At 62.6% G+C, this 22,425-nt stretch carries 26 protein-coding genes; 14 read left to right on the forward strand and 12 right to left on the reverse strand.

What is annotated here, in order from left to right; translation table 11 throughout:
- Positions 1 to 37 precede the first annotated feature (37 nt).
- Positions 38 to 331 (reverse strand): DUF1330 domain-containing protein, encoded by a 294-nt coding sequence (locus tag BLQ92_RS27515; protein WP_090689113.1) that lies wholly within the window; start codon positions 329 to 331, stop codon positions 38 to 40.
- 62 nt (positions 332 to 393) lie between these two features.
- Here BLQ92_RS27515 and BLQ92_RS27520 point away from each other — a divergent pair, with 62 nt between their 5' ends.
- The 4 genes from BLQ92_RS27520 (at position 394) to BLQ92_RS27535 (ending at position 3,284) form a co-directional block, all read left to right on the forward strand.
- Positions 394 to 852 (forward strand): MarR family winged helix-turn-helix transcriptional regulator, encoded by a 459-nt coding sequence (locus tag BLQ92_RS27520; protein ID WP_090689586.1) that lies wholly within the window; start codon positions 394 to 396, stop codon positions 850 to 852.
- 152 nt (positions 853 to 1,004) lie between these two features.
- Positions 1,005 to 1,607, forward strand: coding sequence for a DUF1326 domain-containing protein (locus tag BLQ92_RS27525; protein ID WP_090689115.1), 603 nt, complete (start codon positions 1,005 to 1,007; stop codon positions 1,605 to 1,607).
- Positions 1,604 to 2,419 carry a DUF2182 domain-containing protein gene (locus BLQ92_RS27530; RefSeq protein WP_090689117.1) on the forward strand — a complete coding sequence of 272 codons (816 nt, stop codon included), beginning with the start codon at positions 1,604 to 1,606 and terminating at the stop codon, positions 2,417 to 2,419. The genes BLQ92_RS27525 and BLQ92_RS27530 overlap by 4 nt, the downstream gene beginning before the upstream one ends.
- Positions 2,412 to 3,284 carry a DMT family transporter gene (locus BLQ92_RS27535; RefSeq protein ID WP_090689118.1) on the forward strand — a complete coding sequence of 291 codons (873 nt, stop codon included), beginning with the start codon at positions 2,412 to 2,414 and terminating at the stop codon, positions 3,282 to 3,284. Before BLQ92_RS27530 ends, BLQ92_RS27535 begins: the two co-directional genes overlap by 8 nt.
- Positions 3,285 to 3,392: 108 nt before the next feature.
- On the opposite strand, the gene BLQ92_RS27540 is transcribed toward BLQ92_RS27535, so the two are convergent.
- From BLQ92_RS27540 to BLQ92_RS27550, 3 genes are read right to left on the reverse strand one after another with little or no spacing between them, the layout of a single operon-like run.
- Positions 3,393 to 3,962, reverse strand: a complete 570-nt coding sequence (locus BLQ92_RS27540) for a cysteine hydrolase family protein (protein WP_090689121.1) — start codon at positions 3,960 to 3,962, stop codon at positions 3,393 to 3,395.
- Entirely contained in the window at positions 3,963 to 5,102 is a 1,140-nt protein-coding gene (locus BLQ92_RS27545) for an extracellular catalytic domain type 1 short-chain-length polyhydroxyalkanoate depolymerase (RefSeq protein WP_090689590.1), read from the reverse strand.
- Positions 5,103 to 5,140: 38 nt separating this feature from the next.
- On the reverse strand, positions 5,141 to 5,578 hold the full coding sequence (locus tag BLQ92_RS27550; RefSeq protein ID WP_090689122.1) for a CopG family transcriptional regulator: 438 nt from the start codon (positions 5,576 to 5,578) through the stop codon (positions 5,141 to 5,143).
- A gap of 305 nt (positions 5,579 to 5,883) precedes the next feature.
- On the opposite strand from BLQ92_RS27550, the gene BLQ92_RS40185 reads away from it, so the two are divergent.
- The 4 genes from BLQ92_RS40185 to BLQ92_RS27565 all read left to right on the forward strand — a co-directional run bounded on the left by BLQ92_RS40185 (position 5,884) and on the right by BLQ92_RS27565 (position 7,938).
- Entirely contained in the window at positions 5,884 to 6,054 is a 171-nt protein-coding gene (locus BLQ92_RS40185; RefSeq protein ID WP_175773060.1) for a hypothetical protein, read from the forward strand.
- Between the two features lie 100 nt (positions 6,055 to 6,154).
- Positions 6,155 to 6,631 (forward strand): PRC-barrel domain-containing protein, encoded by a 477-nt coding sequence (locus BLQ92_RS27555; RefSeq protein WP_090689124.1) that lies wholly within the window; start codon positions 6,155 to 6,157, stop codon positions 6,629 to 6,631.
- A gap of 264 nt (positions 6,632 to 6,895) precedes the next feature.
- Positions 6,896 to 7,366, forward strand: coding sequence for a helix-turn-helix domain-containing protein (locus tag BLQ92_RS27560; protein WP_175773061.1), 471 nt, complete (start codon positions 6,896 to 6,898; stop codon positions 7,364 to 7,366).
- Positions 7,363 to 7,938: a PIN domain-containing protein gene (locus BLQ92_RS27565; RefSeq protein WP_090689125.1), complete on the forward strand. Its 576-nt coding sequence runs from the start codon at positions 7,363 to 7,365 to the stop codon at positions 7,936 to 7,938. The genes BLQ92_RS27560 and BLQ92_RS27565 overlap by 4 nt, the downstream gene beginning before the upstream one ends.
- A 35-nt stretch (positions 7,939 to 7,973) precedes the next feature.
- Here the strand turns inward: BLQ92_RS27565 and BLQ92_RS27570 are convergent, their stop codons facing one another.
- Together BLQ92_RS27570 and BLQ92_RS39595 are read right to left on the reverse strand one after the other, a co-directional pair.
- Positions 7,974 to 9,065, reverse strand: coding sequence for a GGDEF domain-containing protein (locus tag BLQ92_RS27570; protein WP_090689127.1), 1,092 nt, complete (start codon positions 9,063 to 9,065; stop codon positions 7,974 to 7,976).
- 195 nt (positions 9,066 to 9,260) lie between these two features.
- On the reverse strand, positions 9,261 to 9,467 hold the full coding sequence (locus tag BLQ92_RS39595; protein ID WP_143016675.1) for a hypothetical protein: 207 nt from the start codon (positions 9,465 to 9,467) through the stop codon (positions 9,261 to 9,263).
- Positions 9,468 to 9,721: 254 nt separating this feature from the next.
- Here BLQ92_RS39595 and BLQ92_RS27575 point away from each other — a divergent pair, with 254 nt between their 5' ends.
- The 3 genes from BLQ92_RS27575 to BLQ92_RS27585 all read left to right on the forward strand — a co-directional run bounded on the left by BLQ92_RS27575 (position 9,722) and on the right by BLQ92_RS27585 (position 13,385).
- On the forward strand, positions 9,722 to 11,389 hold the full coding sequence (locus BLQ92_RS27575) for a phospholipase C (RefSeq protein WP_090689130.1): 1,668 nt from the start codon (positions 9,722 to 9,724) through the stop codon (positions 11,387 to 11,389).
- Positions 11,390 to 11,520: 131 nt separating this feature from the next.
- Positions 11,521 to 12,951, forward strand: a complete 1,431-nt coding sequence (locus BLQ92_RS27580; RefSeq protein WP_090689131.1) for a cytochrome-c peroxidase — start codon at positions 11,521 to 11,523, stop codon at positions 12,949 to 12,951.
- A gap of 176 nt (positions 12,952 to 13,127) precedes the next feature.
- Positions 13,128 to 13,385 (forward strand): DUF2866 domain-containing protein, encoded by a 258-nt coding sequence (locus BLQ92_RS27585; RefSeq protein WP_090689133.1) that lies wholly within the window; start codon positions 13,128 to 13,130, stop codon positions 13,383 to 13,385.
- Between the two features lie 11 nt (positions 13,386 to 13,396).
- Here BLQ92_RS27585 and BLQ92_RS27590 read toward each other — a convergent pair whose 3' ends face one another.
- Positions 13,397 to 14,038: a glutathione binding-like protein gene (locus tag BLQ92_RS27590; protein ID WP_244106509.1), complete on the reverse strand. Its 642-nt coding sequence runs from the start codon at positions 14,036 to 14,038 to the stop codon at positions 13,397 to 13,399.
- Positions 14,035 to 14,403 carry a GFA family protein gene (locus BLQ92_RS27595; RefSeq protein WP_090689138.1) on the reverse strand — a complete coding sequence of 123 codons (369 nt, stop codon included), beginning with the start codon at positions 14,401 to 14,403 and terminating at the stop codon, positions 14,035 to 14,037. The genes BLQ92_RS27590 and BLQ92_RS27595 overlap by 4 nt, the downstream gene beginning before the upstream one ends.
- A gap of 243 nt (positions 14,404 to 14,646) precedes the next feature.
- Here BLQ92_RS27595 and BLQ92_RS27600 point away from each other — a divergent pair, with 243 nt between their 5' ends.
- Complete coding sequence (locus tag BLQ92_RS27600; protein WP_090689139.1) at positions 14,647 to 15,558, forward strand: LysR substrate-binding domain-containing protein; 912 nt, start codon at positions 14,647 to 14,649, stop codon at positions 15,556 to 15,558.
- Here BLQ92_RS27600 and BLQ92_RS27605 read toward each other — a convergent pair.
- Positions 15,555 to 16,202 carry a 2-hydroxychromene-2-carboxylate isomerase gene (locus BLQ92_RS27605; protein ID WP_090689142.1) on the reverse strand — a complete coding sequence of 216 codons (648 nt, stop codon included), beginning with the start codon at positions 16,200 to 16,202 and terminating at the stop codon, positions 15,555 to 15,557. The genes BLQ92_RS27600 and BLQ92_RS27605 overlap by 4 nt on opposite strands.
- The gene (locus BLQ92_RS27610; RefSeq protein WP_090689595.1) at positions 16,195 to 17,013 is read right to left on the reverse strand and encodes a CmcJ/NvfI family oxidoreductase; all 819 of its coding nucleotides are present in this window, start codon (positions 17,011 to 17,013) and stop codon (positions 16,195 to 16,197) included. Before BLQ92_RS27610 ends, BLQ92_RS27605 begins: the two co-directional genes overlap by 8 nt.
- 820 nt (positions 17,014 to 17,833) lie before the next feature.
- Between BLQ92_RS27610 and BLQ92_RS27615 the strand changes: the two genes are divergently transcribed.
- Positions 17,834 to 18,688: an oxidoreductase gene (locus BLQ92_RS27615; protein WP_090689143.1), complete on the forward strand. Its 855-nt coding sequence runs from the start codon at positions 17,834 to 17,836 to the stop codon at positions 18,686 to 18,688.
- A 71-nt stretch (positions 18,689 to 18,759) separates the two neighbouring features.
- Here the strand turns inward: BLQ92_RS27615 and BLQ92_RS27620 are convergent, their stop codons facing one another.
- Positions 18,760 to 20,241, reverse strand: a complete 1,482-nt coding sequence (locus tag BLQ92_RS27620) for an HD domain-containing phosphohydrolase (protein ID WP_090689146.1) — start codon at positions 20,239 to 20,241, stop codon at positions 18,760 to 18,762.
- A gap of 155 nt (positions 20,242 to 20,396) precedes the next feature.
- On the opposite strand from BLQ92_RS27620, the gene BLQ92_RS27625 reads away from it, so the two are divergent.
- Positions 20,397 to 21,188, forward strand: a complete 792-nt coding sequence (locus BLQ92_RS27625; protein ID WP_090689147.1) for an alpha/beta fold hydrolase — start codon at positions 20,397 to 20,399, stop codon at positions 21,186 to 21,188.
- A gap of 32 nt (positions 21,189 to 21,220) precedes the next feature.
- On the opposite strand, the gene BLQ92_RS27630 is transcribed toward BLQ92_RS27625, so the two are convergent.
- Positions 21,221 to 22,231: a LacI family DNA-binding transcriptional regulator gene (locus BLQ92_RS27630; protein ID WP_090689150.1), complete on the reverse strand. Its 1,011-nt coding sequence runs from the start codon at positions 22,229 to 22,231 to the stop codon at positions 21,221 to 21,223.
- Positions 22,232 to 22,425: the final 194 nt, after the last annotated feature.

Genomic DNA, 22,425 nt, shown 5'->3' on the forward strand with positions numbered 1-22,425 from the left:
CCCATTCCGGAGCGTCACGCCTTCCGAAACCGGTCACTCACGAGGGCATTTCGACTATGAACATCCGCGCTTCCTGAGCTTCCTGACGTTCGGCCTTGATCGGCGCATATCTCTCGGAATGGTAGAAGGCTAGCGCCTGGGCGAGAGTCGGAAACTCAAATACGCCGGCCATCGGCAGCGGCGCCTCATCCCCCTCTAGCACCTGCGCAACAGGGCCGAAATGTAGAATCTGCCCGCCCGCCTCTTTTAGCGCCGCCTGAAAGCGTGGAGCGAGCGCGGCCTGCTTGACGGAGTCGATGACGCGCAGATTGACGTGTACGTATGCTGGCATTGGGCCCCCTTAATAATGCATATACATTATTATGTGAGGATGGGGCTGTCAAGGAGGTAGACGTGAACGGTTTTGATCCAGAATCATTGAAGGGCGTCGAAGCGGAGTGTCCGGGCTTCCAGGCTCGTGCAACGGCGCGTGCACTCACGCGATATTACAATGCCTGCTTCAAGCCGCTCGGGCTGACGGCCGAGCAATTCAGCCTCCTGGTCGGGATCGGTTCGGCCGAGGGAGCGACGCTCGTCGATCTTGCAGATAGGGCCGGGGTCGATCCGACCACCCTCAGCCGAAATGTTCAGAATCTGGAGAGCCGGGATTTGGTCCGCGCTGAAGGCGGACGTGGCCGCGCTGGAAAGCGGCTAGCTCTGACGACATCCGGGCGTCAACTCGTGGTCGATGCGTTCCCGGTGTGGAATTGGGCCAAGGCGGAACTCGCCCGTCACATGGGCGATGAAAAACTTCGTTCGGCAAGGCAGGCAATGGCGGAACTGGCCAAGGCCGCAGAATCCTCATGTACATGATATGACCATTGTGGAGCGAAGCTCGGGACAACATCAGAAAGGCTAGTCATCGAGCTTGACTTGTCGCAACCCGCAGCCGGACAATTACTGTTCCTTGCAGCCGCTCCCCGCGGCGACAAGTCGGTGTTCGCGTGCCTTCAATGGAGGTTCGTATGAGCTATCACCTGGAAGGTCGTCTGCTCGAAGTTTGCAACTGCAAGGTACTTTGCCCCTGCTGGATCGGCGAGGACCCTGACAACGGCACCTGCGACACGATTGTCGCGTGGCGCATAGACAAGGGAACGGTCGACGGCGTCGACGTGGGCGGCAATACCATCGCGGCCGTCGCCCATGTCCCTGGCAACATCCTGCTAGGTAACTGGACTGCCGCGATCTACGTCGACGACCAGGCTTCGAAGGCGCAGGAAGAGGCACTCCTAAAGGTCTACACCGGCCAGGCCGGCGGCCCGGTCGCCGATCTCGCCAAGCTCATCGGTCAGGTCGTATCCGTGGAGCGTGCGCCGATCCGCTTCACCGTGGTCGCAGGCAAAGGCGAACTCGAGATCGGCACGAACTACTACGCCGAACTTGAGCCCTATCTCGGCGCGACCGGCGGCCAGACCACCTTGTCCGACACCGTGTTCTCGACAGTGCCCGGCGCTCCGGTGTTTGTCGGCAAAGCCCCGACCTATCGATCGAAGAATCCCGCACTCGGCATCGACCTCGACATCAAAAACCACAACGCCCTGCAGAGCACGTTCGTCTTCGACGCATGAGCCCGACGGCAGGTCCACCGCCGTCCCGCGCCTCGCGCCATGTTCAGGTGTTCCTGCCGGTCCTGGCTGCGCTCATCACACTCGCGTGGGTAGTGTTATGGGCGTGGGCGCGCAGTCCATACGGACGCTATATCGAGCACGGTGACTGGACAGCGTCAGGACCGGCGGCATTTCTGTGCCGCGTGGTTCCCGCGGGCAACGTGGTCGTGCCCACGATGCTCTACGCTGTCGCATGGATCCTCATGACAGCGGCCATGATGCTGCCGACCACCTTGCCGTTGTTCAATGCCTTCGACCGGTTGACGGCCGGGCGCCCAGACCATGGGTGGCTTCTGATGCTGCTCGGCCTGGGCTACATGACTGTGTGGGGTGCCTTCGGGCTCCTGGCGCATGCACTTCACAGTGCAGTGCTGTCCCTGCTCGCCAGCGTACCCACGCTGGCCTGGCACGGATGGCTGATCGGGGTCGCAGTCATTGCGGTGGCTGGCGCGTTTCAGTTCAGCAAGCTCAAGTACCAGTGCCTTGAAAAGTGCCGCACACCCTTGAGCTTCGTCATCGAGCACTGGCGGGGGCACGCGCAAGCGCGGAACGCGTTCGTGCTTGGCGTGCAGCACGGCCTGTTCTGCGTCGGTTGCTGCTGGGCGTTGATGCTATTGATGTTCGCGCTCGGTACGGGCAGCCTCGGCTGGATGCTCCTGCTTGCCGCCGCGATGGCGATCGAAAAGAACGTTCGCTGGGGCAAGCGTCTCAGCACGCCCCTCGGCGTGGCGCTTTTGTCGTGGGCAGTCGTTCTGGTAGTGACCCATGCATGACGCACGCGGTGGCCTGCTCATTTTGCAGACGACCGTGCTCACTGCGGCGGCGATGCTAGCCTTCGCGGCTAATTCGCTGCTGTGCCGGCTCGCGCTGCAGCGGGGGGCAATCGATCCGGTCAGCTTCGCCGGCATCAGGCTGGTTTCGGGGGCGATCATGCTCGCCGTCATCGTGCGGCTCAGGTCAGCACGGCCCGCGGCCCGCCATGCCGACTGGCTCGCCGCTGCCACGCTGTTTGCTTACGTCGCCTTCTTCTCCTTCGCGTATCTCACCTTGTCCGCAGGCACAGGCGCATTGATTCTGTTCGGCGCAGTTCAATTGACGATGTTCAGCGTGGGTTTGCGCTCCGGCGAAAAGTTCGGCCCCCTCGCATGGCTCGGTCTCGCCCTGGCAGTCGCAGGGCTTGTCTACCTGGTGTCGCCGGGGATCGCCGCGCCGCCGCTCGTCGGCGCGGCGTTGATGGCGATAGCGGGCGTCGCATGGGGCGTGTATTCGTTGCGTGGCCGCGGAGTGGCCGACCCGCTCGCAGCAACGGCGGGAAACTTCGCGCGGGCAGCTCCGCTTGCCCTCTTGCTGAGCGTGCTTTTCATCACCAGCGCCCGCGCTTACGCGAACGAGGCCGGGGTCGCCCTGGCGATTGCCTCCGGCGCGCTCACGTCCGGCATCGGGTATGTCATCTGGTATGCGGCGCTGAGCAGGCTTACCGCCCTGCGAGCCGCCACAGTACAGTTGTCAGTACCGCTGATCGCTGCATTTGGCGGAGTGGCGTTCCTCTCGGAAGCGATCACGCCGCGCCTGGCTGCGGCTTCCGTTACGATTCTTGGCGGTATCGCGATGGTGCTGACCAGCAAGTCGCGCACCTAGCGTCCATCGTGCCGGCGAACGCTTGGGTTACGCAATCGCAATGCAGCAATAACGGTCTTCGGCTCGAGAAACGTCTCCAGCCCAAACGAGCCATGCTCGCGGCCGGTTCTAGGCGAGCAGCAGCAACGCATCCGCGAGCGACAGCACCGTGGTGCGCGAATCGAATGCGGTGGAGAACAGATGTTCATGGACCACCTGATCCGGGTCGTAACAGCAATCCTTGACCGTGTACAGGCGGAAGTCCGCATCGCTTGCATACGCGACCGACGACAGCACGACACCGGTCGACGCGATGCCGACCATAATCAGCGTATCGATACCTTGTGCGAAAAGTCGTGCCTGCAGATCCGTGCCGAAGAACACGCTGGCGCGATGCGCGATGATGAGCGGTTCGCTGGCCTGCTGGCCTAACTCCGGCGAGGTCCGGTCGTCGACGAACAGGCCAAGTTGCTTGATTCCCAGGCCGTTCTTGTTCAATGGACTGACTTCCGGATAGCCCGGACTGAACCGGAGATTGGCGAAATAAACACTGACGCCTTTAGCCCGCGCCGCGTCGCATAGCTTGCGCGTATTGGCGAGCAAGACCGGCGCGACCGATGGAAAGAGCCCAAGAATGTCGGTCTGATAATGCATGACGACAAGCGCAGTTTGCGCCGGCGAGATTGCTATTGCCTCCATTTACACTTCTCCTTGCCGTGGATGCGCGAGAAAGAATCGCACCATCTCGGCGCTGGAATCGGGGCCACCGGCATCTGTGTACGTTCCGCGGACACTGCCACTAGCCCATGCATGCGGTGCGCCATGAATGATCCAATACTCCGCATCAACGCCGTTGCTGGCCGTCAACCGCCGCCGGGTGTACGCGCGCCCGCCTGCGTGGCGTTCCACTGCCTCATCGACAGGTGACTTACCGGCGCTGAACTCCCTCACGAGCTCGCTGCCATTGGACGGATGAACCGTCGCGTCGGCGTCGCCATGAAAGACGATCAACGGCCGCTTCGGCACGGTCGGCCCATCGTTACCGTCGGCGAGCCGTCCACGTCGTGCTGGTTTGCCTCCCTTCATCGCGGCGAGTGCCGATGGCAAGTCCTGTGCGCAGCGATATGGCAGACCCGAGTGAATTCCCGCCGCGGCATACAGATCCGGATAGGTGTGAATCATCACCGCGGCCATCGCACCACCGGCCGACAGACCGGCGACGTATACGCGAGTAGGATCGACGCTATAGCTGGCCATCACGTCGCGGGTGATTCCCGCGATCAGCGAAGGCTCGCCTCGCTCCCGCTGCTGGTCGCCCGGCCTGAACCAGTTCCAGCATCCGGACGAATTCGCCCTCTTCGGCTGCACAGGGTATGCAACGAGGCAGTCGTGGCGCTCGGCGAACGCGTTCATCCGGGTGCCCGCCGCGAAATCATCCGCGTCCTGGGTGCAGCCGTGCAACATCACGATCAGCGGCAACGGTGCGTCCCGGTAGCCCGTGGGCACGTAGAGCTTATAGTTCCGCGTCCCCGCCTCGTTGACGTAGGTCCGCTCACTGAAATGTCCGCTGTCTTCGACGTCTGCCTCTTTGACAACATGCCGGTGCAGCGACGCGTCCGTTGCTCTCGCGCGGGCGGATCGATTCCCGTCGAACGTGCCGTTGCGAAAATGCGCAGCACCGCTTGCATCAGTAGGCGGCTGAGGCGCCGCGGGGCCTCGCCTTTCATCGGCGTCCCGCAGCGCTCGTTGAATCGCCGCGGTAGCTTCGAGCGGACCAGCCGTACGCAACAGATGCATCGCTTCCTGCATTGAGGACAGGAAATCTTCACTCATCTTCATCATCGTTGTCCGTATGTTGGATTGCGCCGTTGACCGGGCTAGCTGATTCTTCCGGCTAACGCTGCCTTGACCGCGGGTGAAGCGTGGAATGCGCCTAGCACCACGACCGAGGCGATCGTGGCAAGCGCGAGTTCAGGGGTAACGTCAGATGCAATGCTGGCGAGCCCCAGCACATGAATGTTGAGCCGCTGCCTGGCCGCTTGTGCCGACTCCAGATCCTGCTTTGAGAAGTGCTGCAGACCGAGCACCAAGGCCCGGCGCGTCACTGTTTCATTCACGGTCTGAGCATGAACCGCCAACTGGTTTCGGATCGCGGTGCGGATCAGGTCGGTACGATTTGAGTAAAAGCCCTCTTCGACCAGCAGATCGATCTGGCCAAGGTCGACCGGACCGAGATTGATGGTGATCTTCTCCGTTTCGCCTCCCTTCGGACGGGACGGTACGGGTAGTGCATGCTGGGGTTTTTGCGCTTCCATTTTCCATCCTATAACCATCTGGTGAGATGGTTATAGGATGGAGAACACGCTACGTCAATCCCGATAAATGGGGCCGCAGCTTTCAATGCGCCGATGATCTGTACCGCCGGCGTTTCTGGCCCGTTTCCCGCTGCCCATCAATTGCGCCACCAGCTTCCGCGCCAGCCTTCGCCTCGGGCGCGAAATCTGCTGCTCAACAAACCGGCTGGTAACTCGCGCCAGACCCATCACTCGACGGCCGCACCGGGATGAAGCGTGACATGGCAGGCAGCCCGTCGCATTCGTCGACCCCAAAGGAGAAAACGATGACTCTGGTGATTTATCTTGTCGGATGGCTCTTTCTGATCGGCGGCGTGTGCTGGGCGCTCGTCGCCATGCACGTCGCCCAGCACACGATCGAAATCGTCGCGGTCATCATGCTCGGTGTCGCGATCATCACGGGCGCCACACGGACACGCAACCGGGACCGCTCGTAGCGGTTGCCTATCCTCCTTTTGCGGTCACGCGTGCATTGGCTGGCGTTTCAGGTATGCGCCTTGCGCGAGTTCGGATGCACCATTTTCCAAGGAGGCAATAATGGGCTCAATCAATCCTCAAGGTGGCACCCGCGCCGGAGCGAACGTAATTGGCGGCGGTATCGGTGAAGGCCCGGGGCCGGAAGTCATGGCTGCTGCGACGCTCGACGGCAACAAGGTGATGTCCTCAGATGGCGAGCATGTAGGCAAGATCTCCGACATCATGCTGGACGTGCGCGGTGGACGGATCGCTTATGCGGTACTGGCCGAAGGTGGATTCCTGGGCATGGGCGCGAACCTGCACGCCATACCTTGGAACGCACTGACGCTCGACACGGACCAGAAGTGCTTCCACGTCGACATCACCGCGCAACGTCTGAAGGACGACCCGGGCTTCGACAAGGATCACTGGCCGACGATGGCGGACGCGAAGTGGGGCGCGACGACCCACAGCTATTACAACCGCCAACCCTATTGGCTCGCGACGCAGGAAGTGGTCGAAAGCGATCCAGACATACGCCCACCGCTCGAACACTGAGAGGCGCACCGGCTTAGCCGCGAAGCGCTATGCGCGAGCATCGGATGGGCGTAGTGCTTCGATTGGCTAAGCGACTGAGACCGCGGTCCGGCGCCCGCATGCCGGGCATTTATGTCGGCGCCGGCGAGAGACTGTCGGTTCTCAGTCGCACAACTTCGTTGAGCGGTTGCGTCCGAAAGGGGCAAGATGCTCGGCCCACTGTGGCACAGCGTTTCGTTTATTTCGAATATAATGGCCGTGTTGCTCACACCCCTGGATTCGGCCATGACGAACCGTACAAGCATGCCTGCCACAATGCTGCCCCTGGAACGGGAAGTCCAGGCGGCCGTGCACGGGCAACGCGCTCTCGCGGCCTACCTGGCCACCAAGGTCGAGACTCAGCGCATCCAGATTTTCGACGACGAGAACCAGGCTCATCAAGTGGAGTTACCGACGTCGGCGTTGCGCCTGCTCGTCGATATCCTCGCCGAACTCGCCGACGGAAACGCCGTCAAGGTAGTACCTATTCATGCTGAGTTGACCACGCAAGAAGCGGCCGACATGCTCAATGTATCGCGCCCACATCTGGTCAAACTGCTCGAATCCGATGCGCTGCCGTTCCATAAAACCGGCAAGCATCGCCGGGTGCGCTTTGCCGATCTGATGCGCTTCAAGGCCGAGCGCGATCAGGCGAGCGAAGAAGCAATGGAAGCCTTGGCTCGCCAGGCCCAAGACTTAGGCATGGGTTATGAATGAGGCACTCGCCTTTTACCGCGGTCTATGATGCGTGCGTGCTTTACCCTGCGCCGCTGCGAGACTTCCTGATGTGGCTGGGGCTGTCTGGGCGGTTCCGGGCGCGCTGGAGCGCCCAGATTCACTCCGAGTGGAAGCGCAATTTGCTGAAGAACCGTCCCGATCTGACTATCGAACAGGTCGAACGTACTTGCGCGTTGATGGATCAAGCGATTCCGGATGCGTTAGTGTCGGGTCATGAACCGCTCGTCGAGGGGCTCACGTTGCCCGACGCAGATGATCGTCATGTGCTGGCGTCGCCGATTCGCTGCAACGCCAGCGTAGTCGTGACGTTCAACGAGAAAGATTTCCCAGCTGAAACGCTCGCGGGTTTCGGCATCGAAGCCCAGCATCCAGACGTATTCGCAGACAACCTATTCGACCTCGACCAGGCTGCCGTCGTCGCAGCAGCGCAGCGTCAACGAAGGCAACTCAAGAACCCGCCCGTCGACACGGATCTGTACCTCGACATACTCATGCGTCAAGGACTGGTGCAAACGGCCAAATCACTATCGGCCTTTCGAGCCATCCTGTAGACGGGTCCAGTAACGCGGGCCCGCTACCCGCCCACCTAATCTCCCGCCACCTCCACCCGATTCCGCCCATTATTCTTCGCCAGATACATCGCGCGATCCGCCGCATCCATCAACGCCTGCCCCATTTCGGCCGCATCGAGCCCTCCGCCCACAATCGTGCGAGCGGCCACGCCAATCGAAACCGTCAACACAATCCGCTCGCCGTTGTCGTCCTGCAGATCAAGCAGTTCAACCGCGTGGCGCACCCGCTCCGCGGCAACCAGCGCATCTGAACGATCCCCCTGCAGCAACGCAGCGAACTCCTCGCCGCCATAGCGCGCCAGCGTGTCGCCGAGCCGCACCTGCTGCCGCACGCACGCGGCGACTGCGGCGAGCGCCCGGTCTCCGGTCAAATGGCCATACGTGTCGTTGATGCGCTTGAAACTATCGACGTCGATAAACAGGCACGCCACCGGCACCGAGTAACGCGCCGCGCGCTGGATTTCCTCGCGCATCCGCTCGTCGAAATAGCGGCGATTGGCGAGACCGGTCAGCGAATCGGTCATGCCGAGTTGCTTGAGCCGCTCGCGGTGCGCGACATTGTCGAGGCTCGCCGTCACGATACTGGCGAAGCGCTCGAGGATATCGGTCGCCATCCCCTCGCCGAAGCGCGCCGGATCCTGACTGCCAAGACACAGGTAGCCGGATGCCTTGTCGCCGGCTGCCAGCGGCAACACAATCGCGCTAGCAGGCACCGTCCCGGCGCCGAAGAACGTCACGCGCGCCACCTCATCCATCGCGCTCACCCGGCCAAGCCAGGGCCGTCCCGCCGGACATAGCCGCGAGGCTGCGAAGCCGCCTTCGCGGCTGGTTTTCAGGTTGTGCAGGTCGAGCGCACGCAGCGCGCCCGGGTCGAGCAGATCGCGCAGCATCGGCGTGCGGTCGTCGAGCCATACGCTCACGCTCGCCAGCGCGAACTCCTGCGGCAAGTGGGCAAACAGCGTATCGAGAAACGAAGCGAAATCCTGCGCACCGATCAGGCGCAACTCCACATCCTGGAAGCGGCGCAGCGTGCGCTCGTTGTGCTGCACGGTGTCGACAAGCGCGCGCAGGCGGTCGGAAAGTGGCGTTTGGGCGAGATTGGTCACGTTAGCAAGGAGACAGCCCTAGGGCAAGGCGGGGTCGGCGGCCCCAACCGCCTTAATAACGGCCATTTTTATGCGGTCTTGAGAGTCGCGTCGTGCCGGCACCTGCCCGGCCAGGCCTTGCCGCCGGCCCGAGCTGCCGCGGACGCAGCGGCTCAACCCGACGCTTTTACACATTCATTTAAAGCCGCTTTAAAACTATTCCGTTTCGGCACAGCACAGCGCCATTAACAGGACATCAAGAGAAATCATTTCAAGCAATTCGCATCGTTTTGAAACCGGATTGACTTGAGCGGCACCCTGCAATCGCGTGCGGCCACCCAGGAAAGCACGGCTGTTTTTTGTTGTGTAGACAACCAGATCGATCGGCGAGCGCCAATCCGCTTGACGCAATGCAATATGCATAAGTCGACAACAGCCCCCAGCAGCAGGTCTCACGCGTATTCTTTCATTTTTATTCTGTCAAATAATAAAAACGAAAGCTAAGCGCCTCCATACATTCATACCCAAATGGTTCAATGCGGACGCTTCACATCACGTCCCCTAAAGGTCTGCACCCTTTTCGCGCAGTGCGAGCGTCGCCACGTCAGCGCTTAACGCAAAGCCAGTGCCGAAAGACCTGAACAACGAAAAACCACCATCTTTGGGAGTCACGTTAAATGTTGCGTCGAGCCTTGATTGCAATACCCAGCGCCGGATTGGCGCTCGCCTTGTTTGCCTGCGGCGGCGGCAACAAAGTTTCGACTACGCCTCAGGACGCGCTGAACACCGCGACCCCGATCAAGCACCTGGTCGTGATCTACGGCGAAAACGTCTCGTTCGATCACTACTTCGGCACCTACCCGAACGCGACGAACCCGACTGGCGAACCGGCCTTCAAGGCAGCCTCGGGTACGCCGACGATCAACGGTCTCACCGGCTCGCTGCTGACGGCAAACCCGAACTCGACCAACACGCTGAACGGCACGGGCGCAGCTAACCCGTTCCGCCTCGACCGCACGCAAGCTGCAACGGCCGACCAGAACCACGCCTACACGGCTGAAGAGCAAGCCTACGACAACGGCCTCGCCGACCTGTTCCCGAAGTACACGGGTAACGGCACGAGCGGTGGCGCTGGCGCATTCGGCACGACTGGCCAGGTGATGGGTTACTTCGACGGCAACACCGTGACGGCGCTGTGGAACTACGCACAGTACTTCGCGATGAACGACAACGCCTACACGACGGACTACGGTCCTTCGACGCCGGGCGCACTGGGCGTAGTGTCGGGTGAAACCAACGGTTATCAGATCGTCAAGACGACCAAGAAGCCGTCGACGCTGGCTGCTACGTCGTACTACATCAACGACGGCCAAGGCGGCCTGACGCTGATCGGCGACGTGGACCCGGCCAACGACCTGTGCTCGAGCACGACCGACACGGGCATGCTGACGAGCAAGAACATTGGTGACCTGCTGAATGCGCAGAACATCACGTGGGGCGGCTTCATGGGCGGTTTCAACCTGACCGAAACCAACTCGAACGGCACCACCGGTTGCAAGCGCAGCACGATTGCCACGGCAGTCGGCGCAGCCACGGCTGACTACATTCCGCACCACAACTGGTTCCAGTACTACGCCTCGACGGCCAACCCGAACCACACGCGTCCGAGCTCGACGGCAGCCATCGGTTCGAGCGTGGAAGCGGACGGCAAGACGCCGGAGCCGGCTAACCACCAGTACGACACGGACGATTTCTTCGCTGCAGTCCAGGCCGGCAACTACCCGTCGGTGGCCTTCCTGAAGGCACCGGCAGCGCAAGACGGTCACGCAGGCTATTCGGACCCGCTCGACGAGCAGATGTTCGTGACGAAGGTCGTCAACTTCCTGCAGCAGCAGAAGGACTGGGCGAGCACCGCCGTGATCGTGACGTACGACGATTCGGACGGCTGGTACGACCATGCCTATGCAACGCCGACGCACGCATCGTTCGACAGCCAGGCTGACCAGTTGAACGGCTCTGGCGTCTGCGGCACGGGCACGGCACCGGCCGGCGTGAATGGCGCACCAGTCAACGGCCGTTGCGGTCCGGGTACGCGCATTCCGTTCGTCGTGATTTCGCCGTGGGCCAAGGTCAACTACGTCGATCACACGCAGGTTGACCAGACTTCGGTGGTTCGCTTCATCGAAGACAACTGGCTCGGCGGCACGCGCCTCGGCGGTGGTTCGTACGATTCCACCTCGGGCAGCATCATGAACATGTTCAACTTCAGCGGTAGCGGTTCGAATCCGGTGCTGTACCTGGATCAAAACCTGGGCACCCAGGTCGCGACTCCGCCGGCGCTGTAAGCAGGTTAAGCAGGCCCCGGTTGCGGCGAGTTTCTCGCCCGGACCGGTTGGTTGTGGTGCCGTGTTGCAGCCCTGGCGGGCAGCAACACGGTTTTCCTTTTTTTGGTCGCGTCAGCGTAGTGAATCGAAATATGACCGAGCTTTCCACCTCGCCTCTGAAGACCCCTCCCCTTAGCGAAAAACCGGCCCGTCGCGGCGCACGTCTGCTCGTGCGGGGGCTCATTGGCATCGTTGTTGCGGCGATCGGCTTGAGCGCATTCGCCTTCGCCTTTCCAGAAAAGACTCCCGATGCAGTGGGCGAGATCGTCGAGAACCTGACCGGTGCGAATCCGCATCCGATCGTCCTGCAGCGTGCGCCTGTGGCGCCGCTCAGCGCCGTAGCACTGCTTGGCAAACAGCTATTTTTCGATCCCTCGTTGTCCGCGTCCGGGCGCCAGTCGTGCGCCTCGTGCCATAGCCCTGACCATGCGTATGGACCGCCCAACGATCTCTCCGCGCAATTCGGCGGACCGAACCTGACGCTGCAGGGCTATCGCCCACCGCCGTCGCTGATGTACCTCAACCGTCAGCCGAACTTCAGCATTGGCCCCGACAGTGGAGAAAACGACGACCCCGTTAGCGTCGCGCAGCTCGCCACGCAAAACGCAGGCGTACAGAAAGCGCAAAAGACCGCAGGCGCCGCGCCCGCCGCTCCGCAAATGGTGCCGCAGGGCGGCTTCTTCTGGGACGGACGCGCCGACACGCTGCAGCAACAGGCCTCGGGCCCGATGATGAACCCCGTCGAAATGGCCAACACGAGCATCGACGAAGTGGCGCAAAAGCTGCAGAAGTCGTCTTACCGGAATACCTTTATCCAGTTGTTCGGACCGAACATCTTCAAGGACTCGCGCCTGGCGGTTTCGGAAGCGATGTTCGCGATCGGCCGCTACCAGTTCGAAGACAATTCGTTCCATCCTTACACCAGTAAGTACGACTACTGGCTGGAAGGCAAGGCTCGCCTCACGCAGACCGAGCTGCGCGGCCTGCGCCTGTTCAACGATCCGGACAAGGCCAATTGCGCCGGCTGCCACTTGTCGAAGCCGAGCCGCGACGGCTTTGCGCCGATTTTCACGGACTACCAGTACGAAGCGCTAGCGGTGCCGCGCAACCCGGCGCTGCAGGAGAACAAGGATCCGCATTTCTTCGACATCGGTATTTGCGGCCCCTTCCGTACGGACCTGACGGATCAGAAGCAATACTGCAGCATGTTCCTCACGCCGACGCTGCGCAATTCGGCCACCCGCAAGGTGTTCTTCCATAACGGCGTGTATCACACGCTCGATCAGGTCATGACGTTCTACAACGTCCGCAACACCGACCCGGCGAAGATCTATCCGCGCGGCCCCGACGGCAAGATCCAGATTTTCAACGACATTCCGCCGCAATATAAGGACAACGTCGATTTCACCGACGCCCCGTTCGATCGCAAGTTCGGCGACAAGCCGGCCATGACCGATCAGGAAATGCGCGACATCATCGCGTTTCTGCATACGCTTAACGACGGCTACGACGTCAATCGTTAAGTTCTGTACGGACCACGCCTTTCCGGCGTGGTCTTAAGTCTGGCTTAATTTTCCCCTGCAACTATGGCGCTCAACATCCCCTGTTGAGCCGCCTGAGTATCGGCGGCGTTTTTTTACCTGAGGGGTGCCGCCGGCGCATCGCACGATGCAGCGCATTCTTGCGAGGGAACCACACCATGGTTGAAGACACGGTATTCGAACATCTGCGGGCCATGCCCGATCACGATTGGGTGCGCCAGATTCAATCCTGCAAGGTCTCGGACCCGCTGCAGCCGCCGTGGGGACGCTCGTACCGGCTGGTCGAATGGACGCTGAAGCACGTACCCGATTCATGCCGCCGCGTCGTACCCGCCGAAAGCACACCGCTTGAAATCGCTCAGGCAGTCGTTTCGCATGTTCCGGGGCGGCGCTTCTGCCAGCACGGCGACAACTGACGGCACGCGGATTACCTCCTGGCGTGCCGTGCGACTTCCTCCCGGTAGAGCGCCAGTTCCTCCGCCAACGCTTCGGCGACGCTTGCACGTCCCCGTAACCGCTTCAGGTAAGCGCCAACAGCCGGCCATGGCGCCAGATCCACGCCGGTAGCGGGCGCCCAGTTGAGCACGACGGCCAGATAAGCATCCGCTACGCTGAAACGATCGAGCAGATAGTCATTGGCGGCGAGATGCTTCTGCAATATGCCGAGCCGCAACGCGGTCTTCGCGCGCGCATATTGCTTGACCTCCTCCGGCGCATGAGAATCGAGCAGCGGAACGAATACCGCCTTATGCAATTCCGTGCCGATAAAGCCCAGCCACTCCTGCAATCTGGCGCGCTGCAATGTGCCGGCGGGCGGAGCCAATTGCGCGGCAGGAAAGCGATCCGCCACGTACGGCAGAATCGCCGTATTCTCGGTCAGCAGCCAGCCCTCCTCCGTACGCAGCACCGGCACCTGCCCAAGCGGGTTGACCGGATAAAAATCGGAGCCGTCGCGCAACTGCTTCAACTTGGTGTCGACCTGGATATATTCGACGTGCGCGCCTGCCTCGTACAAGGCGATCCGGGTGGCGAGCGAACACGCCAGCGGGGCAAAGTAGAGACTCATCATCGTGCAGTCCCCAGCGGCGCGCTCGTGACAAGCCGCGGCATCAGGGCAAGATTGCTGTTGTCGAGGCAAGCGGCGGCAATCGATACATATTCGACGCCGGTTGCATCCACCACGCCGCGCCCGAAGGTGGCGGCCCCGCAGGTCCGGCAGAACAGATGATGTCCGCCGCCCGTGCCGAACTGATAATCACCGAGTTCCGTTTCGCCGGTCAGCAAGCGAAAATCCTCCGGCTTGACGAGCGTCTCCGAGACACGCTGCCTCGCGCAAATCCAGCAGTTGCAACGGCGGCGGCCGCTGTTCAAGTCGATGTCCGCCTCGAATCGTACGCTGCCGCAATGGCAACTGCCCTGGTAAGTCTTCTTCATGGCTCAATCTCCGCGACCGCTGATGGGAAAGACTTTTACGTATTGTTGGAGCTCATTCTAGGGAGGGGCTACTGCCAGCGTGCTGTCAGTAGGGAAGCGGGTCGCGCCTGTTTCATGTCTGCGCGCGACTCGGCTGTACGAGACTCCCAACCCGCTTGAGCTGATCGAGGCGCCGGACCCGTTGCGCCGCACCAGCGCGTATGCTCCAATCAGTCCACCTCGTGCTTCACATGCGCTCTGGGAATGTCAATTCCGCTCGTCCGCCTCCCCTCGCTGGACCTGATTCGCGGCTTTGTCGCGGTCGGCCGGCGCATGAGCATCACGCTCGCCGCGCAGGATCTGTGCGTCACCCAATCCGCCGTCAGCCGGCAGATCCATGCGCTCGAAGAGCAACTCGGCGTCAAGCTGCTGGTGCGCGGCCATCGCGCCATCGCCTTCACCGCCGAAGGTGAGCGGCTCTTTCGGAGCGCGGATGGCGCGGTACAACAGATGCAGGACGTGCTCGGCGAGATCAGCATGGCCGGCGTACCGCGCCCGGTGACCTTGAGCGCCAGCATCGGCTTTACCGGGCTATGGCTGCTGCCGCGGCTTAGCCGCTTTCAGCAGCGTCATCCCGGAGTGGATGTGCGGGTCAGCGCCAACAACGGTCTCGTCGACCTGCGCCGCGACGGCATCGATCTGGCGATTCGCTATACAGCGCCTTCGCTCGCGCCCGCCGGGGCAATCCGGCTGTTCGGGGAGTCGGTCGCGCCGGTAGCGCATCCGTCGCTTGGCATCAAGGCATTGCGCTCCGAGCGCACCATCGCACAACACGCCCTGCTGGAGTTCGACGATGCCCGCCATCAGTGGCTGCAGTGGCGCGATTGGCTGGCCGCCCACGGACTGCAGCAGGCCAAATCGCAAGGCGTCCTGCATTTCAACCAGTACGACCAGGTGATCCAGGCGGCGCTTGCGGGCCACGGCATTGCGCTCGGGCGGCTCGAACTGATTCAGCCGCTGCTCGAGACGCAACAGTTGATCCAGCTTGCGCCTGCGCTGCAATCGAGCGATACGACCTATGCCTACTGGCTGATTCATGCGGACGACGAAGCACGCGACGAGGTGCGTCAAGTCGCGGCATGGATCGAAGCCGAGGCGCGAGCGGCTGGCGCTTAACCCGTCTGGCTTGCGGCGAACGTCAGCGCATCGTCGAGCCGGTCGTTGCCCCAGAACATCTCCGCGCCGACGAAGAACGTCGGCGCGCCGAAGATGCCCTGCGCTTGCGCCTGCCCGGTCTGCTCGCGCAATTTCAGCTTGTTGTCGTCACGTAGCGCGTCCGCGATGATCTGTTGGGCGGGCAATCCAAGCTGCGTCAGCACGTCGCTCACGGCCTCGAATGAGTCGATATCGCGGTCCTGGGAGAAGTTCAGCAGCATCACTGCGCGGCAAAAGGCGCCGATCCAGGGTTCATCGGCTCCCAGCAGCGCTACGCGCAAAGGTAGTAAGGCGCGCCGTGGAAAGGCCGTCGGCTTGCGCCACGGCAGTGCATATTTTCTGCACTGCCGTTCCATGTCCTTCCAGACATACTCGCCCTTCTCTTTCTGCAGCACGAACGGCGACGTTTCATAGCCCAGCGCCTGGAACACTGGCGCGAGCAGAAAGGGCCGCCAGCGCACCGTCACACGATGCAGGGCCGCTTGCGCCTCGATGCGCATCACGCTCAGATAGCTATAGTTGCTGCCGAAGTCGAACCAGAAATCGATCGCCTGCGGGGTTTGGATGGGCACAGGTGTACTAATGGGGCACACTCCTTCACTCATAAACGACCAGACAGCGCAGTTCGATACTCTCGCGGCGCGGCGCATCCACGGGCCGCTGCGGATGATCGAAGGCCGCATGCAGCGTGAAGCGCGCCACGCCGCTTAGCTGCGCGTCGTATTGCTTGAACACCAGCGCCTCGTGCCGGTCCATCGCGGAGAAATACGCCCAGCGATGCAGCGGCGAATGATGTGCCACGTAGATTTCGCCAGTGCGGCGCGGGTAGAGGACGTCGCTGCTCACCAGATCGACCGCCAGCACACTGCGCGTGTCGCAAACGGCAAGCGGCGTGTCCAGCACCGGGGCTTTGATCGATCGCCATATGTTGACGATACTGTAGCGCCGCACCTTCGCGGCCAACGTTGGGTCGGTTAGGACGCGGCTCAGGCGGCTACGTCCGGAGGCTTCTGTGTAGTCGTTATGGATGCGTCCGTTGACGGCCGCGACGCCGTCCTCGCCGCGACGCCCAAAGGTCAGCGCCGCGTCTTGCGGTTCGCGCCGCCGCACCAGGTGGTCGAACACGTAGGCGTGCTGCGCGCCGGTCACGGCGAGGGCGAGTTCGGACGCTTCGGGGTAGTAGATCGTGCGGACCGCTTCTTCGTCGAAGAAGTCCTTTACGGTGCTCGGCGCGTCCCACAGTTCGAAGCCCTCGCGGTCGATAGAGGTGCCTTCGCGCAGGCCGCGTGCATCGGCAATCGGCATGTTGTGGGAGTCATAGGCGCAGTTTTCGCGCGGGACGCCCGGTGGTGGGTCGTAGGTGTAGCTGACCGGGCGTTTATGCGTGGGGGCGAGGTAGCTCAGGCTTGCGACGATCGTTGGGTGATCGTAAGAGCAAGACGGGGCGGACGAGTCAGCGGCGGCGCTCCGCGGGCGACAAGGCGATTCGACAAAGGCAGGCATGGACGCTCCAGATAGAGGGCCGTCCGCGCCGGCGCGAGCACGGCCGCTGCGCCTGTCGAACTGCCCGTCTCTCCATTGAAGCGAAATCGCTCGCATGTCTCAAACGACATTTCGGTGCGGTTCACATGAGCAAGAGGAATGTGAAGTCGAGCTTTCGAATGCCTATAAATGCCACACAACGCCTACAATTTGCAATAGTTGACAGTCGTCCCACGCGCTTCGGCCTATGATCGGATCATCACTTCATTACGTATATGGATACCGCCATGGCCTACCCATATGACCTTCTGACCGCCGCCTGCCTCTTCATCATCGTCGTGTCGTCGTCGATCCTGCTGGCACTGTGCTGACAGCCTAGCCGCTCCACACGCGGCTTTCCCTTCGCCGAGCCAATCCGTTCGCGCCAGCCCGTCGAGAACGATCACCGCCCCGCGCTAAAACCCAGCACCATGGCACCGCGTTCACGCGGAGTCTCCAGATCAGCGACAATTCATCGGTGACCTCACCGTCTCCCTCCTCGAGCCAGACACGTCCCCTTCTCGCACGTGCAGAGACTCGAGCGGCCTGCGTTGACGCGGGCTTCTGTTCCTCGCATCACGCGGCAGACTAGACCGTAGACCGGTCAGGCACGTTATTCGCAACCGTCACTCGTGTGCTCATCGCAGCGCGCAGTCCAGCGCTGTCCCGCGCACTGACTCCCTTTGCCTTTGCAAAACGAACCGGAGTTTCCCAAATGATGAATCGAGACAACCCCGTCTGGCTAATCACTGGCTGTTCCACAGGCTTCGGCCGCGAACTGGCGAAACTCGTGCTGGAACGCGGCTGGCGCGCGGTCGTCACCGCGCGCGACCCGTCGAAAGTGGCAGACATTGCCGAAGGCCATGCCGAGCGGGCGCTCGTGCTGCCGCTCGACGTCACGAAGCGCGCGCAGATCGACGCAGCAGTCGCGCAGGCCAAAGCGCATTTCGGCCGTATCGACGTGCTCGTCAATAACGCCGGCTATGGCTACCTGGCCGCCATCGAGGAAGGCGAAGACGCAGCCGTGCGGGAGATGTTCGAAGCCAACGTATTCGGCCTCGTCGACATGACCAAGGCGGTGCTGCCCGTCATGCGCAAGCAACGCAGCGGGCTGATCGTCAACGTATCGTCGATTGGCGGCCTCACCAGCTTCGCCGCGACCGGCTATTACCACGGCACCAAATACGCGGTGGAAGGCATTTCCGAGTCGCTGGCGGTCGAAGTCAAACCGCTCGGCATCGACGTGCTGATCGTCGAGCCCGGCCCGTTCCGCACCAACTGGGCGGGCCCGTCGATCAAGCAATCGGCGACGCAGATCGAGGACTACGCCTCCACCGCCGGCGAGCGCCGCAAGCAGACTGCCGCGCGCAGCGGCAATCAGGCGGGCGATCCAGTGCGAGCCGCGCGGGCGATCATCGATGCCGCGCTCTCCGACACACCGCCGCTGCGTCTGCTGCTCGGCAAGACCGCGCTCGAACTGGCGCGCAAGAAGCTCGACTTGTTGCGCAAGGACTTCGATTCGTGGGAAGCCATCACGTTAGGCGCGGACTTCCCGGAAGGCACGAAGTAACGGGGCGGCGCCGGTCAACTGCTCAGTGCGGCCTCGCATCGTGCGCCGCATCAGCTTGGCATCAGCGCGGTTCAAATCAACCCGAGCGTCGACGCTTTCAAGGTGGCGGCGGCCCGGGTTGAACATTCGAGCTTGCGAAACACGCTTTCGACGTGCGTGCGTACCGTGCTCGGACTCATCTGCAACGCGCGGGCGACTTCCTTGTTGCTCGCGCCGTGGCTGATATGCCGCAAGACTTCCGCTTCACGCGGCGACAGCAGCGACGCTCGCGCGGCGGGCCGAGCGCGCTCGGCGGCGCCCGCTTCGCGGCCGTCCAGCTCACCGGACAACACCGCGCGCACCGCTTCGGCATCGAAGCGCCCCGCATTCACCTCATCGCGTAACACGATGGCCGCTGCATCGGCGCACAGCGCCGCTCGCCACGGCCGCGGCGAACACAACGCCACCCAGCACGCCGCCGCAGCCAGCACGCGGGCCTCCGGCCCAAGCGCCGCACCTGTCGCGCCGCGGAAATAGCCGGTGCCGTCGAGCCGCTCGTAGGCCTGCGAGGCGAGCTCCGTCTCTCGGGCAAAGGCATCGATCTGCTTGCCGGCGCGCGCGGTCCAGTACGGCACGAGGCGCACTTTTTCCCATGCAGCGGGTGACAAGCGCCCAGGTGTATCCCAGATCGCATTCGACACCGCCATACGTCCCATGCCGTGCAGCAGGCCGGCCAGATAGGTCCGCTGCCGGGTCTCCTCATCGAAGCCGAGGCGCGCGCAGCCTCCCGCCGCCGCCTCGGCAACGCGCCGCGAGTAACCGGCCATCCAGGGGAGTTTCAGGTCGATCACATCCGCGACGATCTCAGGCGCCGTGCCCGGCTGCAGAAGCAGCGCGTCGAGCGGCTCGTCGCGACCCGCTGCGCTTTCCTGCTCCAACTCGCGCAGCCAGCCGCCGCCGCGCTTAAAGACGAGGCGCGCCAACGCTTCCGGATAGTGCCGCCCGGCCTTTTGCCCGATCAGTTTTTGCGCAGCGTCGAAGCCGTAGATGCGGCTGAGAATCTCCAGGTCACTCGCGAGCGCGACCAGGAACACCGCCTCCGGCACCTGCGCGCCATCGAGCCGCTCAGGCAGCCCGGCACCGTCCCAGGTTTCGAAAATGTGCCGCAGCGAGGCCTGAGTCACGTCGTCGAGACCAAGCATGTGGGCGATTTCCCCCGACACCTCACAGTGGATCTGCGCCAACGGCTGGATGGCCGCATCGAGGCGCCCCTGTGCTTCGGCTTCGCCGCCCCAGCCGGGACGCATGGCGAGCATCGCCGCGCGGCCGCCGATGTCGTCGCCAAGCCACTCCGAAAAACCCGCCGCGTTGGCCGTGCAACCCGACCAGCGCAGCAGCGACACTTCCTGCACCACCCTGCATTGCGCATCGTCGCGACCGGCTTCGGCAGCGAGCCGCGCCGCCAGCCAACTGGTGCGTAGCGAATGATCCGTCGGCTGGCCCATGCTGAGGTCGCCGATGAACGCCAACGCCTTCACAGCGTCGAGCACACGGATTGTTGAAACGTCTGCCATAGGTAGGTATCGACCTGTTTTCGTCATGCCCGAGAGCCGTCGAGTGTCGTGGGATTTCGCCAGCGCCTCGGTCATTCGACCGATACAGGCGCCCCTCGGATCGGCGCATCCTTCAGTCCGCAATCTGACTAACTTCTCAACGAGGACTGACAATTATGAATACCCTGCTCAAAAAGTGCCTGACCGCCGCGCTGATGTTCGGCAGTCTTCTGTCCATCAGTGCGCTGACGCCTGCCAGCGCCGCCGCACCCACCGACGATCTGCAGGGCAAGAATGTCGTGCTGGTGCATGGTGCGTTTGCCGACGGATCGAGCTGGGACAAGGTGATTCCGCTGCTGCAGGCGAAGGGTCTGCACGTCGTGGCGGTGCAAAACCCGCTCAATTCGCTCGACGGCGACGTGGCCGCCACGCGCCGCGTCATCGAACAGCAGAACGGCCCGGTGATTCTGGTCGGCCATTCTTGGGCCGGTGCAGTGATCACGCAAGCGGGCAATGACGACAAGGTCAAGGCGCTCGTCTATGTGGCGGCGTTCGCGCCACAGAAAGACCAGTCGATCAACGACATCCTGAAGGGTAAACCGGCGCCGGTGTGGGCGCCTGCGCTACAAAAGGATTCGGCGGGTTATCTGACGCTGTCGACCGATGCGATCATCCATGACTTCGCGCAGGATCTGCCGGTCGCACAAGCGCGTCTTGTCGCAGCAACGCAAGGCCCGTGGTTCGCCGGCTGCACCGACGACAAGGTGACGCAACCGGCCTGGCAAAGCAAGCCGTCGTGGTTCGTGGTGACGGAGAAGGACCGCATGATCCCGCCGGAACTGCAGGCTGCGATGGCCGCGCAAATTGGCGCGACGGTGGTCAAGGTGGATGCGAGCCACGTGGCGATGCTGTCGAAGCCGGCCGATGTAGCTGCGGCGATCGTCGACGCGGCGCGAGCGGTCAAGTAAGGGTCAAATAAGGGGCCCGGTGAACTGGCGAGCTATCCGCCCGCCAGCACCGCACGCCGCTCGGTCGAGCCGCGTATCACCAACTCGCCCGGCAACACCAGCGTGCGCGTTGACATGGACGGATCGGCGAGCCGTTGCGTCAGCAACTGCATCGCGTTCTTGCCGATCTCGTAGACAGGCTGCGCAATCACCGTGACGCCCGGCGACACGAGTTCGGTCCACGCATCGTTGTCGAAGCCCGCCAGCGCAACGTCAGCCAAAGGCGTGGTGCTGCGCGCCCGCATGGCCCGATAGGCGCCGAGCAGCAGCAGGCCATTGCTCGCCACGATCGCATCGGGCCGCGCTGCGGGCTCGCCTGCGAGCCAAGCGCCGACATGCAGCAACGCGCTTTCCGGATTCGGCTCGACGAACTCAGCCTGCGCCGGCAGATCATGCCGGCGCAGCGCATCCATGAAACCTTCGTGCCGCTCGCGCCCCGTGGTACTGGCATTGCCGAACAGGCCGGCAATGCGCCGGTAGCCACGCTCCACCAGATGCTCGACCAGACGCGCCGAGGCGTCGCGATTGTCGAGCACCACCGCATCCGCGCTCCCTGCCGGCGCGGCACGGTCGATCATCACCACCGGGAAGTCATAGGCCTGGGCCTTGAAACGCTGCGCCGCATCGTGCGTGGGCGAATAGATCACGCCGGTCACGCGCTCTTCCTCCATCAGCCGCAGATACATGGCCTCTTTCTCAGGGTTCTCGTCCGTGTTGCAGAGGATCACGCGCAAGCCTTGCTGATACGCGGCATCTTCCACCGCGCGGCTAACCTCGGTAAAGAAGGGGTTGCGCACGTCCGAGACGATCAGGCCGATGGTGGCCGTGTCCCCCGAACGCAGCCGACGCGCGGCCGCGTTGGGCCGGTAGCCCAACTGCTCGATAGCGCTCAGCACGCGCTGACGGACCGTGTCGCGCACCGGGCCGTTATTCGACAGCACGCGCGAGACCGTGGTGACCGACACCCCCGCCGCCTCCGCAACATCCTTGATTCGTAGATTCATGAAAGTGGAATCGATTCCTTAAACAGATCGGTATTTTCCCTGGATTCCGTTTCTAACCGCCCCACGGCCGTCCAGCGCCGAACACTTGAGGCAAGGCCTTCTCAGACCATTCTACCTGGCTTTGTACCGTTCTTAATGATTTTCGGCAGACCGGCGAAAGCTTGACTCCCAAAGTGGTATCGATTCCAATACGA

Source organism: Paraburkholderia phenazinium, assembly GCF_900100735.1.
GTDB lineage: Bacteria > Pseudomonadota > Gammaproteobacteria > Burkholderiales > Burkholderiaceae > Paraburkholderia > Paraburkholderia phenazinia.

What these genes read in the sequence shown, in the direction of transcription:
- BLQ92_RS27555 (WP_090689124.1), top strand. Translation starts at nt 6,155, where the DNA reads ATGGGCTCAATCAATCCTCAAGGTGGCACCCGCGCCGGAGCGAACGTA.
- BLQ92_RS27530 (WP_090689117.1), top strand. Translation starts at nt 1,604, where the DNA reads ATGAGCCCGACGGCAGGTCCACCGCCGTCCCGCGCCTCGCGCCATGTT.
- BLQ92_RS40185 (WP_175773060.1), top strand. Translation starts at nt 5,884, where the DNA reads ATGACTCTGGTGATTTATCTTGTCGGATGGCTCTTTCTGATCGGCGGC.
- BLQ92_RS27585 (WP_090689133.1), top strand. Translation starts at nt 13,128, where the DNA reads ATGGTTGAAGACACGGTATTCGAACATCTGCGGGCCATGCCCGATCAC.
- BLQ92_RS27595 (WP_090689138.1), bottom strand. Translation starts at nt 14,403, where the DNA reads ATGAAGAAGACTTACCAGGGCAGTTGCCATTGCGGCAGCGTACGATTC.
- BLQ92_RS27535 (WP_090689118.1), top strand. Translation starts at nt 2,412, where the DNA reads ATGCATGACGCACGCGGTGGCCTGCTCATTTTGCAGACGACCGTGCTC.
- BLQ92_RS27545 (WP_090689590.1), bottom strand. Translation starts at nt 5,102, where the DNA reads ATGAAGATGAGTGAAGATTTCCTGTCCTCAATGCAGGAAGCGATGCAT.
- BLQ92_RS27625 (WP_090689147.1), top strand. Translation starts at nt 20,397, where the DNA reads ATGAATACCCTGCTCAAAAAGTGCCTGACCGCCGCGCTGATGTTCGGC.
- BLQ92_RS27575 (WP_090689130.1), top strand. Translation starts at nt 9,722, where the DNA reads ATGTTGCGTCGAGCCTTGATTGCAATACCCAGCGCCGGATTGGCGCTC.
- BLQ92_RS27580 (WP_090689131.1), top strand. Translation starts at nt 11,521, where the DNA reads ATGACCGAGCTTTCCACCTCGCCTCTGAAGACCCCTCCCCTTAGCGAA.
- BLQ92_RS27560 (WP_175773061.1), top strand. Translation starts at nt 6,896, where the DNA reads ATGACGAACCGTACAAGCATGCCTGCCACAATGCTGCCCCTGGAACGG.
- BLQ92_RS27600 (WP_090689139.1), top strand. Translation starts at nt 14,647, where the DNA reads ATGTCAATTCCGCTCGTCCGCCTCCCCTCGCTGGACCTGATTCGCGGC.
- BLQ92_RS39595 (WP_143016675.1), bottom strand. Translation starts at nt 9,467, where the DNA reads ATGCATATTGCATTGCGTCAAGCGGATTGGCGCTCGCCGATCGATCTG.
- BLQ92_RS27540 (WP_090689121.1), bottom strand. Translation starts at nt 3,962, where the DNA reads ATGGAGGCAATAGCAATCTCGCCGGCGCAAACTGCGCTTGTCGTCATG.
- BLQ92_RS27615 (WP_090689143.1), top strand. Translation starts at nt 17,834, where the DNA reads ATGATGAATCGAGACAACCCCGTCTGGCTAATCACTGGCTGTTCCACA.
- BLQ92_RS27525 (WP_090689115.1), top strand. Translation starts at nt 1,005, where the DNA reads ATGAGCTATCACCTGGAAGGTCGTCTGCTCGAAGTTTGCAACTGCAAG.
- BLQ92_RS27605 (WP_090689142.1), bottom strand. Translation starts at nt 16,202, where the DNA reads ATGAGTGAAGGAGTGTGCCCCATTAGTACACCTGTGCCCATCCAAACC.
- BLQ92_RS27565 (WP_090689125.1), top strand. Translation starts at nt 7,363, where the DNA reads ATGAGGCACTCGCCTTTTACCGCGGTCTATGATGCGTGCGTGCTTTAC.
- BLQ92_RS27590 (WP_244106509.1), bottom strand. Translation starts at nt 14,038, where the DNA reads ATGATGAGTCTCTACTTTGCCCCGCTGGCGTGTTCGCTCGCCACCCGG.
- BLQ92_RS27620 (WP_090689146.1), bottom strand. Translation starts at nt 20,241, where the DNA reads ATGGCAGACGTTTCAACAATCCGTGTGCTCGACGCTGTGAAGGCGTTG.
- BLQ92_RS27630 (WP_090689150.1), bottom strand. Translation starts at nt 22,231, where the DNA reads ATGAATCTACGAATCAAGGATGTTGCGGAGGCGGCGGGGGTGTCGGTC.
- BLQ92_RS27550 (WP_090689122.1), bottom strand. Translation starts at nt 5,578, where the DNA reads ATGGAAGCGCAAAAACCCCAGCATGCACTACCCGTACCGTCCCGTCCG.
- BLQ92_RS27515 (WP_090689113.1), bottom strand. Translation starts at nt 331, where the DNA reads ATGCCAGCATACGTACACGTCAATCTGCGCGTCATCGACTCCGTCAAG.